Source organism: Acinetobacter towneri DSM 14962 = CIP 107472 (assembly GCF_000368785.1).
Lineage (GTDB): Bacteria > Pseudomonadota > Gammaproteobacteria > Pseudomonadales > Moraxellaceae > Acinetobacter > Acinetobacter towneri.
Genome location: NZ_KB849691.1, coordinates 154,888 through 166,800, shown reverse-complemented (window position 1 = coordinate 166,800; position 11,913 = coordinate 154,888). Strand labels below are relative to the sequence as shown.

The 11,913-nt window shown below is 44.6% G+C and carries 10 protein-coding genes; all 10 read left to right on the top strand.

Features of this window, described 5'->3' with window-relative positions; translation table 11 throughout:
* Positions 1–89 precede the first annotated feature (89 nt).
* The 10 genes from F947_RS11695 (at position 90) to F947_RS11650 (ending at position 11,833) form a co-directional block, all read left to right on the top strand.
* Positions 90–1,169 (top strand): patatin-like phospholipase domain-containing protein, encoded by a 1,080-nt coding sequence (locus tag F947_RS11695; protein WP_004975897.1) that lies wholly within the window; start codon positions 90–92, stop codon positions 1,167–1,169.
* Positions 1,170–1,295: 126 nt separating this feature from the next.
* Positions 1,296–2,078, top strand: coding sequence for a bifunctional phosphoribosyl-AMP cyclohydrolase/phosphoribosyl-ATP diphosphatase HisIE (hisIE, locus tag F947_RS11690; protein ID WP_004975893.1), 783 nt, complete (start codon positions 1,296–1,298; stop codon positions 2,076–2,078).
* Positions 2,079–2,100: 22 nt separating this feature from the next.
* Entirely contained in the window at positions 2,101–3,603 is a 1,503-nt protein-coding gene (locus tag F947_RS11685) for a UvrD-helicase domain-containing protein (RefSeq protein WP_004975892.1), read from the top strand.
* Between the two features lie 16 nt (positions 3,604–3,619).
* Positions 3,620–4,993, top strand: a complete 1,374-nt coding sequence (locus F947_RS11680) for an AAA family ATPase (protein WP_004975890.1) — start codon at positions 3,620–3,622, stop codon at positions 4,991–4,993.
* Positions 4,994–5,599: 606 nt separating this feature from the next.
* Complete coding sequence (locus F947_RS11675) at positions 5,600–8,437, top strand: monovalent cation/H+ antiporter subunit A (protein WP_004975888.1); 2,838 nt, start codon at positions 5,600–5,602, stop codon at positions 8,435–8,437.
* 4 nt (positions 8,438–8,441) lie between these two features.
* Complete coding sequence (locus F947_RS11670; RefSeq protein WP_004975886.1) at positions 8,442–8,807, top strand: Na+/H+ antiporter subunit C; 366 nt, start codon at positions 8,442–8,444, stop codon at positions 8,805–8,807.
* Entirely contained in the window at positions 8,807–10,615 is a 1,809-nt protein-coding gene (locus tag F947_RS11665) for a monovalent cation/H+ antiporter subunit D (protein ID WP_004975885.1), read from the top strand. The genes F947_RS11670 and F947_RS11665 overlap by 1 nt, the downstream gene beginning before the upstream one ends.
* 2 nt (positions 10,616–10,617) lie before the next feature.
* On the top strand, positions 10,618–11,151 hold the full coding sequence (locus F947_RS11660) for a Na+/H+ antiporter subunit E (protein WP_004975882.1): 534 nt from the start codon (positions 10,618–10,620) through the stop codon (positions 11,149–11,151).
* On the top strand, positions 11,148–11,423 hold the full coding sequence (locus tag F947_RS11655; protein WP_004975880.1) for a monovalent cation/H+ antiporter subunit F: 276 nt from the start codon (positions 11,148–11,150) through the stop codon (positions 11,421–11,423). Before F947_RS11660 ends, F947_RS11655 begins: the two co-directional genes overlap by 4 nt.
* Before the next feature lie 11 nt (positions 11,424–11,434).
* Positions 11,435–11,833, top strand: coding sequence for a Na+/H+ antiporter subunit G (locus F947_RS11650; protein ID WP_004975877.1), 399 nt, complete (start codon positions 11,435–11,437; stop codon positions 11,831–11,833).
* The last annotated feature ends 80 nt before the right edge of the window (positions 11,834–11,913 follow it).

Genomic DNA, 11,913 nt, shown 5'->3' with positions numbered 1-11,913 from the left:
TCATCAGTCACCAAGTGATGCCTCTCGCCATTGTTGTAAATATCACCACACCTACAATTAATGCACATTTGTAGCGTTATAGATCAAGCATGACTCAGATTTTGCATAAACGTGCCCCTGCACTCAATATTCGCGCAGGACATCTGGCACGCCAACTGATTGAACAAGAAGGCTTACATGCCCAACACGTCGATATTATTCCAGGTGCAGCAGGCGGCCCCAAAGGTATTGGCATTCAAGGCTTAGACCAAGCTATTTTTGGCGAGTTTTTTGCCCAAGCCCCAAAGCGTCGTACTGTGGTCGGTTCTTCAATTGGCAGTTGGCGCTTTGCCAGTATTTTGGCGTGGGGCGCAAAACAAGGCACTGAGCGTCTGTCCGATTTATATACCAACTTGTATTTTCATAAAAAAATGTCGCGCCAAGAAGTCGCTGAGATTTGTCAAAATATGCTGTTTGAACTGATTCAGGGACAGCAACAACAACTGATTCAGCATCCTGACTATCACCTCACGGTCATTTCCGTCAAAGCTCAACATATTTTCCAAAGTGACCAAGCCTTGCCTTTGCTAGCATCTGTGGCTGGAATTATTGGTAGCAATGCCATTGCGCGCAAACATAACCGCTTATTTATGCAACGCGTCATCAGCCAACCTGCGCAAGGTCAGCAGTTTATGGTAGAGGATGATTTTGTCACCCATTACCAAGCCCTGAATGAGCAGAATGTCGCACCGTGGCTGCTCGCCTCAGCGTCTATTCCCGGGGTGATGTCTGCTATTCGTGACATTCCTGATGCGCCCGTGGGCAGTTATCGGGATGGTGGCTTAATTGACTACCATCTAGATTTACCTTACCAAAGTCAGGGCATTGTGCTGTACCCACACTTTACCGACAGCATTACCCCTGGCTGGTTTGATAAAATGTTGAAGCATCGTAAAGCCAATCCTGAAAATCAGGCCCGGACACTCTTGCTATCACCTTCGGCAGAATATTTAAGCAGCTTGCCTTTAGGCCGTTTGCCCGATCGTAAAGACTTCACCTTAAAAGGTTTAGATCAGGCACAGCGCATTCGCTTATGGAAACAATCGGTGGCAGAAAGTCAGCGTTTGGGCGATGAATTTCTGGAAATGGTGGAAAAACAAAACTTCCCTCAATTTATGCAAACGCTTTGACAGTACAAATCTGGCAAGATAATTTAGGTAAATTGTCTTGAATCACGTACACTATAGGGACGATGCAAAATCGTGCGCTCAGAAAATAGCGTCCATACAATTTAAATTAATTTTGGTGAACAACTCATGAATAACTTGCAATGGCTCGATGAAGTAAAATTTAACGAACAAGGATTAGTGCCTGCCATTGCACAGCATCATCAAACAGGACGTGTGTTGATGGTGGCGTGGATGAACCGTGAAGCCTTGGCACTGACTGCCGAAAAAAATCAGGCGGTGTATTTTTCACGTTCACGCAATAAATTGTGGCACAAGGGTGAAGAATCTGGACACTTTCAAACTGTGCACGAGATTCGTCTGGACTGCGATGCCGATGTGATTATCCTGCAAATTGAACAACATGGTGGAATTGCTTGCCACACAGGGCGTGAATCTTGTTTCTATCGCAAACTCACCGCCAATGGTTGGGAAATTGTAGATGCACAGCTGAAAGACCCGAATCAAATTTATGGTGAACAAGCCGCCAATGCTCACACCTTAGCCATGAGCCAATCAAAGGCACAAGCTGAACAGGTTGAAGTTTTGGCTTATTTAGGGCAAATGATGAGCGAGCGCAAAACCGCTAATCCTGACTCATCTTATGTAGCCAAGCTATACCATAAAGGCTTGAATAAAATTTTGGAAAAAGTCGGTGAAGAAACCGTGGAAGCAATTATTGCCGCCAAAGATTTCAACACCGAAGCCAATGCCAACAACAAAAATGACCTGATTTATGAAGTGGCCGATTTATGGTTCCACAGCATTGTCATGTTGGGTTATTTCGATATTGAACCGCAAGTGGTACTGAATGAATTGGCTCGTCGTCAAGGTTTATCAGGCTTGGTTGAAAAAGCCAACCGTAGCCATTAACGCGAAAAGCCAACCCTGATCTGTGTCTGTAATCACCAAGCCTCGCCCGACCTATGAGCAAGCCACTGCTATAGATAATGCACGTCTGGGCAAATCTTTTAAAGTGATTGCCTATGCAGGTACAGGTAAAACCACGACCTTACAAATGATCAGTGATGCCATGCCAGAACGGCGTGGCATGTACTTGGCATTTAACAAAGCCATTGCCGCAGAAGCACAAAGTAAATTTCATCGTCAGGTCGATTGTCGTACATTTCACTCGCTTGCATATCGCAGCGTTCCACGTGGAGTCACCGACAAATTACGCCTACCCCGTTTAAGTCCAAGTTTTATTGCCAAAGAGTATCGTTTAGAACCGATTACCCTTAGACGCATGATGGGCGGACGCTATGAAAAATATGTGTTGATGCCAAGTCGTTTAGCCAGCTTGGTGGCCAATGCCGTGAGTCATTTCTGCTCGACCAGTTCGCAATACCCTGCCCCACGACATTTACAAGCACCTAGTTGGTTGCATCCAGACGACATCGACACCTTACAAAAGCATCTTTATCCTGCGGTAGAACGACGCTGGTTGGAGTCAATTGACCCGAATCATCAGGCAGGCATTGGACACGATATTTATCTGAAACTTTGGGCCTTGTCTGAACCCAACATTCCTGCCGATTATGTGCTGTTTGACGAAGCTCAAGATGCCGACCCGCTCATGCTGGGCATTTTACTCAAGCAACGTAATACTCAAGTGATTTATGTGGGCGATGCGCATCAGCAAATCTATGCTTGGCGTGGTGCAATCAATGCCATGCAGCAATTACCTTTGCCTGAATCACGACTGACCACATCGTTCCGTTTTGGTGAAGAAATTGCCCTGACCGCCAATGCCATTTTAGGTGGGCTGAATGAAACCGTGCCACTCTTGGGCAATCCAGAATTACATTCCAAAGTGGTCAACAAACCGCATACCAAAATGCGTGATGCGATTTTATGCCGTACCAACGCCCGTGCCATGGAACTGCTACTGGCAGGTTTAGTGCATGGCGATAAAGTCAGTCTGCAAGCCGACCATGTGCGCTTAAACCGTTTTGTGGATGCTGCCGCGATGCTCAAACAAGGCAAACGTGTGACCGACGTTCCGGAACTGGCATGGTTTAACTCTTGGCATGATGTACATGAATATTGTGAAACCAACGATGGCAGCGACATTAAACCTTTGGTCAAACTGGTGGATGATCATGGTACTAATCCACTCAAACGGGCGTTGGCAAAAATCACCCCAATTGACCAAGCCGACTATATTATTTCGACAGCGCATAAAGCCAAAGGTTTAGAATGGAATCGGGTACATATTGAAGACGACTACCAATTTAAACTGAACGACAAAGAGCATAAAATTAGCGATGAAGAATTAAGATTACTGTACGTGGCATGCACACGTGCTAAAGTCAGTTTAAATATTCATCATATTTACGATTTGGTACAACAACTGAAAATAAAAATGCCGACATCGTTACGCAAAGCGGTGGGGTAATTGCAGCAGGTGCGCTATGAAAATTACATCGGTTCATTTCAGACACATCACCCATTTTGCAGACCTAAAACTCGAACTCAATTATCACGACCTGCCCATTACGCTTATTTTGGCAGACCAAAGCGCGGGTAAAACCTCGCTGTTACGATTTAGTTATCAAGCACTGACTTGGTTTGCCGCTCGCTATAAAGACTTACGCACTGCGGGTTTGGTGATGCAAGATCAAGATATTTTGTTCAACCGCTTGCAAGCTAAAATTGATGTTTGTGTGGAAATTCCAGCAGAAATAGGCAGTTTGGCAGAATCAAGCAACACGCAAATTGAAAGCACCCAACATTGTGACTGGCAATTATATAAAACCCTGAATAGTAGCGGCGTAGGAGTAAGCAAAGCAGAAACCGCCAAGCTTGAAAAAATGGTGCAGCTCTATCAACACGCCATTAAACATGACCCGATGCAAGGTCTACCGCTGATTGCCTACTACCCTGCAGAACGCTTAGTGAATGAAGTTAATTTACTCAATAAAAATAATCCGCTGATTTTACAACCTGGACATGCCTACGAAATTGCTGCGATTCCATTCACGACATTTACTCGTTTTTTTGAATGGTTGCGGGAAATTTCCGATATTGAAAATGCCCAAAGTGCGCAGCTTTTACACAAGCTATATCAGCAACAACAAAGCGAACTCGCACAAACCCTGAATCAGTCCTTATTGCATGCCTATACCCAAATGCATGCACCGAGTTTACAAGCACTGAAAGATGCCTTACAAATCGTGCTGCCTGAAATTGAAGACCTATATCTACAACATCTGCCTAAATTACAACTCATGGTGCGCTGTCAGGGCAAAGATATGCTGTATCAGCAATTGTCGAACAGTCAGCGCAACTGGATTGCTCTGGTAGGCGATATTGTACGTCGCCTCTGTTTGCTAAACCCAAACAGTTTGTATCCGTGTCGCGAGGGAGATGGTATTTTGTTGATTGACCAGATTGATCATCAGCTCGATCAACAACAGGCCGCACAAATACTGACCCGTTTACATCAAGCTTTTCCGCGCTTACAAATTATTGCCACAGGCAACCGCAGCGAACTTTTGGAACAAGCGGAACGCTTTCAATGTTTAAAACTGGAACATCAACAGCTGCATCCCATCGCATGGCAAAGTTTACAACCGCAGTTTGCAGAAATTTATGCTGATGTGCTAGAAACCACTCACACGACAGAAGACGTCAGCCTACAAGAACAAAACCCAACACAATTAGGCACGGCTGAAATTTTGCAGCAGATTCAAAACCATTTAACTGCCGAACAAAAACAGGAATTGCTGCAACGCTTACAGCAATTGGATAGTGAGCCAACACCTGATCAATTGCCTGAATCTTAATTGCCGAAGTCTTTCAAGGCATACTTGGGCAAAAAGCAAGGAAATACTTTATCCCGCATATAACAGACGGTATATAATGACTTTGCTGTATGCAAAAAAATTGATGTTGTTTTATTCATGTAATAAAATCAGATTAATTTTGAACTTTTATAGTAAAATCCGATTTTGCTGTAGTTTTTAAAGTTGCGCAATACAACTTTTTTTATACCTTGAATAGTGTCTATTGACCTTTCAAACACGGTGAATGCTGTAAAAATGCAGCAGATGCAGATCAACTTCATCCATAGTTCAACTAGGTTGTAGATTGACGCATCTAAATATTTTTAACACAGCTTTAACCAAACCAAGCACAACCTTATTCGCTGCATCGTCAGCGAAAGATCAGCATATTTTTTGCTGCTTGAGCCGCCTAGCCATGTAAAATTATTTTTGCATGATCTTGTTTTGAGTTTAAGTTGCGACAATACGCTCATCAAAACAATAGACTACGTGTTTACTGACACGACTGATTGGCTTTCAAGATTGAATCTTTTGGATGGTGTGTTGCTGTCCTGTAATCCTTGGAAGATAAGATTCATCCTTTAGGTTTTCAACCTATTCACGACAATGGATATGAGTGTGCTACCGATTATTATATTGTTACCGTTAGTACTGGGCACAACCCTTGTCTCGTGGCTGAAACAATTTTCACGCGGGGTAACGGCTTTAGGGGCGATTGGCGTCAGTCTGAGCAGTCTTATTCTGCTCCTGACTCAAGCAAAAGCAGTCTTTAATGGCGAAACGATCATTCAAACATGGTCTTGGCTGCCACAGTTGGGGATTGATTTAAGCTTTCGTCTAGATGCGCTTGGTTTATTATTCTCCTTGCTGATCACGGGGATCGGCACACTCATTTTTATTTATGCCTATTATTATTTAAGTCCACAAAACTCGCTCAGTAAACTCTATGTTCTCCTCATGCTGTTTATGGCTGCCATGTTGGGAATTTCGCTCTCCAATAACCTGATTTTGTTGCTGACTTTTTGGGAACTGACCAGTATTTCCTCTTTCTTATTGGTGGGTTATTGGAGCAATTACGAGGCAGCACAACGCGGCTCACGTATGGCACTGACCATTACAGGCATGGGCGGACTCGCCATGCTCGGTGGTTTTGTGTTATTGGCGCAAATCACAGGCACCTATCAAATTGACCAAATCTTAATGATGACTGAACAAATTCAAAGTCATCATTTATTTGTACCAACTTTATTGCTGATTTTATTGGGTGCATTTACCAAAAGTGCGCAATTTCCGTTTCACTTCTGGCTACCCAATGCCATGGCTGCACCCACGCCTGTTTCTGCCTATCTACATTCGGCAACGATGGTCAAAGCAGGGATTTTCTTGCTGGCGCGCTTATTGCCAATTTTTGCAGGCGCAGCGTTATATCACAACCTAGTCACCTTTATTGGTCTATTTACCCTGTGTATGGCAGCATTCTTTGCCATTTTCAAAGAAGATTTAAAAGGCTTATTGGCGTATTCCACCATCAGTCATTTAGGTCTGATCATGTGCTTACTCGGCATTGGTTCACCGTTAGCAGTAGCTGCTGCAATTTTCCACATCATCAACCACGCCACCTTTAAAGCGGCCCTGTTTATGATTGCAGGAATTATCGACCACGAATCAGGCACACGTGATTTACGTAAACTTAGTGGCTTATGGCAACTATTACCCTTTACCGCCACCCTCACTATGATTACCGCGGCCTCTATGGCTGGCGTACCGTTGACCAACGGCTTTTTGTCCAAAGAAATGTTCTTCACTGAACTGGTAGCAAACTTATCTGGCCCTGTACTGTTGGTTTCTGCAATTGTTGCGACACTGGCGGGTATTTTTGCAGTGGCCTATTCAATACGTTTGGTACACGGCGTTTTCTTTGATGGTCCAATTGGTAAAGATGTCCCAAACAAAGAAGCTCACGAACCTCCGTTTGGCATGCGTGCACCCGCAACTTTATTGGCTGTTTTATGTATTTTAGTCGGCTTGATGCCTGCCTTATTGGTCGAGCATATTGTCAATAGCACGACTCGTGCCAGTACCCAACTGTCGCAGTTTGAAGGCACACATCTGGCAATTTGGCATGGCTTTAATCTTCCCCTGCTGATGAGTGTTATTGCACTGCTTGGCGGGATCATTTTCTATTTCTCGCTCGCCAAAGGTGGAAAAATCCGTGAAATTGACCTCGACCCACATTTAGGTCAATTCCAAGGCAAACTGCTGTTTGAATTATTCTTAAAACATTTGCTACAAGTTTCACGCAAAATCAAACGTAAAACCGAAAATGGTTCACTGCAAAGCTATTTGGTGTGGATCATTGCTTTTACGGTATTCATGGTCGCGCTACCATTATTCAATCAGGGATTAACAACTGGCACACGTGAACTCAAACATGCGCCTATGATTGCCATTGTTTTATGGTTATTGCTGTTCTCTGCCTGCTGGATGATGCTGTGGTTCCACCATGAGCGCATCAAAGCTGTCTTAATCAGCGGTGCAGTTGGCTTGGTCGTCACCATGATGTTTGTCGGACTGTCTGCTCCCGACTTGGCACAAACTCAAATCACGGTTGATGTCGTCACCACTGTTTTATTGCTGATGAGTCTATCGCTGCTCCCACAATTGACCCCGTATGAATCTAGCCGTTCACGTCGTTGGCAAGATGCCTTCATTGCGATTGGTGGCGGCATTGGTATCGGCTGGATTGCGTGGCTGGTTATGACTCGCGACCACAATTCAATTTCATGGTTCTTTAATCAGCAATCCATTCCACTCGGTGGCGGAACCAACGTGGTCAACGTCATTTTGGTGGACTTCCGTGGTTTCGATACCTTTGGTGAAATTACCGTCTTGGGCATTGCTGCGATTGGTACGCTGTGTTTAATGGATGGTATGCGTGCGCACGGCACTATCATGACCCAAGGTTTAACCTATCGCTTTAATCCTTCACCGTTGATGCTGCGGATTACCGCCTCATGGATTTTACCTATCGCCCTTGTGGTCAGCCTGTATATTTTCTTGCGCGGTCATAACTTACCAGGCGGTGGCTTTATTGCGGGCTTAATTACCGCAATGGCGTTGATCATCCAATACATTGCGCTTGGTCAAGACCACACCGAACAAATGCTCAAAGCTAAATCTGGACGTTTATACGAAATTTGGATTGGTGTGGGTTTAAGTATTGCAGGTCTGACAGGACTTGCCGCATGGTTCTGGGGACGTCCATTCCTCACCAGTGCACATATTTATGTCAATCCTCCGATTATTGGTGAAATGCACCTCGCTTCGGCTGCCTTATTTGATGTAGGCGTGTATGTCACAGTGGTTGGCGCAGTAATGTTGATGATTTCTGTCTTGGGCGACTCACGTCACTCAGGCATGTCTGGCCCACTTCCAAAGGAGTAATGCAATGATTAGTATTGAGTTTTTAATTGCGTCTGCCATTGGAATGTTAGTCGCGACAGGGATTTATTTAATTTTACGTGCCCGTACCTTTCCTGTGGTTTTAGGTTTGGCGATGATTGGTTATGCCGTCAATATTTTCTTATTCAGCATGGGGCGTATTCAGCTCAATGCACCTGCAATTTTGACTGAAGCTTCAAAAGTCACCGACCCATTACCACAAGCCTTGGTGTTAACCGCAATTGTGATTGGCTTTGCCACCACTGCATTTATTGTGCAATTGGCGCTGCGTAGCCGTTATGAAACAGGGACAGACCACGTCGATGCCAAAGAAGAACATCCACTGCTTGACCCACGTGAGGATGAGCCATAATGACTGATTTCCTCCAATTTTGGCTACAGCATTCACCTATTTTTAGCATCCTGATTCCCACCTTTACCGCATTTATTTTGGTGCTATTAGGCAATCCGGGCTTTGGTTCACTCTCGCATGACTGGCGTCAGCCATGGCGTCGTGGCATTAGTTATCTTTCTGCCACGCTCGGTTTAATCACGGCGATCAGCTATTTAATTCAGGTCAGCAGTGGGCAAATTATTATTTATAATTTGAGCGAATGGGCCGCCCCGTTTGGCATTATTTTAGTGCTAGATCAACTGTCTGCCCTCATGTTGGTACTGACTTATTCACTTGCCTTGCCATTACTGTGGTTTTCCAGCAAAAAATGGGATGAACGTGGTCGCTATTTTCATACCATGGTGCATTTCCTACTCATGGGACTTTGCGGTGCATTCCTCACAGGCGACTTATTTAACCTGTTCGTATTCTTTGAAATCTTGTTGCTGGCCTCGTATGTGTTGTTATTGCACGGTCAGGGCAAAGCACGTTTTCAACTCGGGATTCATTACGTCACCATCAACCTGTTGGCCTCTGCCCTGTTCCTAATTGGTTTAGGGATGATTTACGGCAGTGTCGGCAGTTTAAATATGACCGATGTGGCGCGTCTGATTCCGCTACTCGATGCTGATGCACATAAAATTGCGGTGGCAGGTGGCTTACTGTTATTTGTGGTGTTTGGTATTAAAGCCGCCATGCTTCCTGTCGGTTTCTGGCTACCTAAAACCTATGCCGTGGCGACAACCCCTGTGGCAGCCTTATTCACCATCATGACCAAAGTGGGTGTGTATGCCATTTTGCGGGTCAATGGAACCGTATTTGATGATGCACTGAGCCATAAAATCCTACAAGACTGGTTGCTGCCGATTGGTCTAATTACCTCACTGTATGGGGTCATTGGCGCAATTGGTGCAGAGCGCTTACGTCGTTTTGTCGGTTTTATGGTGCTGTCTTCGATTGGTACGATCCTGATCGCCATTTCGATGCTGAACACACAGGCATGGTCAGCCGCACTGTATTACTTAGTACACAGTACCTTAATTGCAGCGGCTTTCTATTTGCTGTGTGGCTGGATTACCTCACAACGTGGCGCATTTAAAGATCACTTCAATATTGCCCCGCAAATGAAGCAACACAAAGTACTGGCAATCACATACTTCATGATTGCCTTAATGATGGCAGGTTTGCCACCGTTTAGTGGCTTTTTGGGCAAGGTCTTTATTTTGCAAGCCACCGCCAATATGGCACATCAAGGCTGGATTATTGGCATTATTCTCTTGGTCAGCTTGCTGAGTATTATTGCATTCACCCGTGTCGGCTTTATTTTATTTTGGCGCGCGACCAAACCTGAAGATGATGCGCAAACTGAAGCCTATTATGAATATCAGGCACTACCTGCGATTGCACCGCCCCGTAATGACCGTGTCATTTATTTTCTCCTAACGGGTTTAGTGCTGTACGTGGTATTTGCCAATCCAATTCAACAATATATGCTGAAGACTGCACAGCAGATTCAACATAATGCGGCCTATGAAGCACTGATTCTGAAAAAAGACCGTGCTGCAAATGTGATTAGCGTACAACCTTATGATCCATTGTACTTACCTGAAACCAAGTACGGTGGCGAAGCAATTGACACCAATGCACATTTAATTCCCTATGTGATTGATCCAAACACCTTGGAAGGCGAGCATATTTCTGACTATAAACAACGTCAGATTCAACAGCAAAATCGTGAGGAAGCACAGCAACCTAGCGATACTCAACTCAAACCTGCGGAGCCCTAAACATGCAAAAAACGAGACCAAAAACTTCGTTTTGGGATAACCTGCTGCCACACCCGTTTGTATCTGTCTTGGTGGCACTGAGTTGGCTGATGTTGGCGCATAGTGTTTCTGCAGGGAATCTGTTGATGGCACTGGTCTTGGCGCTCTTGATTCCCAAACTGATCCAGCCCTTTATTGCGCGTACACCAGACATCAACTGGACTGCAGCCATTCGCTTATTCTTCGTGGTGGTCTGGGATATTATGATTTGTAATATTCGTGTCGCAAAACTGGTACTTGGCCCAACAGACCGTATGCAGCCAAAATGGTTCCGTGTCCCTCTCGAAACACAACACGAACAGGTCAACAGTATTTTGGCGATGATCATTACCACCACACCAGGCACGGTTACAGCAGGTATTGACCAAGACCGTGGCGATATTTTGGTGCATGCCTTAAACACTGCAGATGAAAGTGTAGATATTCAAGACATCAAAAATCGTTATGAAAAACCGCTGATTGAAATTTTTGGTGCACAGTCAGGAGAAAAGCAATGATGATTCTGCCTTATGCACTTGGAATCTGCATGGTTGCGATTACGCTGTCCATGTTTATGTGCCTATATCGCCTGATTATTGGCCCTTCAATTGTAGACCGCCTGTTGGCCTTGGATACCTTGTTTTTAAATGCGACCTGTTTGGTGGTGGTTCTGGGTATCTATTGGACCAGTACCTCATTATTTGAAGGTGCGTTATTGGTGGCGATGCTAGGCTTTGTGTCTACTGCAGCACTGGCGCGTTACTTCACCAGTGGTCATGTGATTGATTAAGGAGAATGAACATGCAATTACTCATGGAAATTTTAGTGTCATTCTTTTTAATTATTGGCGCATTTTTCATGTTGGTGGGCGGCATTGGCATGGTTCGCCTACCCGACTTATTTATGCGACTGCATGCCCCTACAAAATCCAGCACTTTAGGACTAGGCAGTTTCTTAATTGCAGCCATTATTTATGCGGCATTTGAAGGACGATTTGGCTTTGCAGAAGTATTAATCACCCTATTTGCGTTTATTACCGCGCCTGTTTCTGCCAATTTAATGGCACAGGCAGCACTGCATTTACGTTTACGTTCGATGAGTGGCAATGTGCCTGAAACCTTAGACCGTCCATTACCGTGGCAACGCCAACGTCGTAATTTACGTCGTTATGAAAAAAAGTCCCATGATGATTTGGTCTAGAATATTAGTCAGGCATTAAAAAAAGCATCGTATCCGATATAACCTTGCTTACATTGCAAAAGCTCAAACATGATAGACAA

Bases quoted from the DNA above. Each gene is read 5' to 3' on its own strand.
- F947_RS11670 (WP_004975886.1), top strand. From the start codon at position 8,442: ATGATTAGTATTGAGTTTTTAATTGCGTCTGCCATTGGAATGTTAGTC.
- F947_RS11665 (WP_004975885.1), top strand. From the start codon at position 8,807: ATGACTGATTTCCTCCAATTTTGGCTACAGCATTCACCTATTTTTAGC.
- F947_RS11680 (WP_004975890.1), top strand. From the start codon at position 3,620: ATGAAAATTACATCGGTTCATTTCAGACACATCACCCATTTTGCAGAC.
- hisIE (WP_004975893.1), top strand. From the start codon at position 1,296: ATGAATAACTTGCAATGGCTCGATGAAGTAAAATTTAACGAACAAGGA.
- F947_RS11650 (WP_004975877.1), top strand. From the start codon at position 11,435: ATGCAATTACTCATGGAAATTTTAGTGTCATTCTTTTTAATTATTGGC.
- F947_RS11660 (WP_004975882.1), top strand. From the start codon at position 10,618: ATGCAAAAAACGAGACCAAAAACTTCGTTTTGGGATAACCTGCTGCCA.
- F947_RS11695 (WP_004975897.1), top strand. From the start codon at position 90: ATGACTCAGATTTTGCATAAACGTGCCCCTGCACTCAATATTCGCGCA.
- F947_RS11655 (WP_004975880.1), top strand. From the start codon at position 11,148: ATGATGATTCTGCCTTATGCACTTGGAATCTGCATGGTTGCGATTACG.
- F947_RS11675 (WP_004975888.1), top strand. From the start codon at position 5,600: ATGGATATGAGTGTGCTACCGATTATTATATTGTTACCGTTAGTACTG.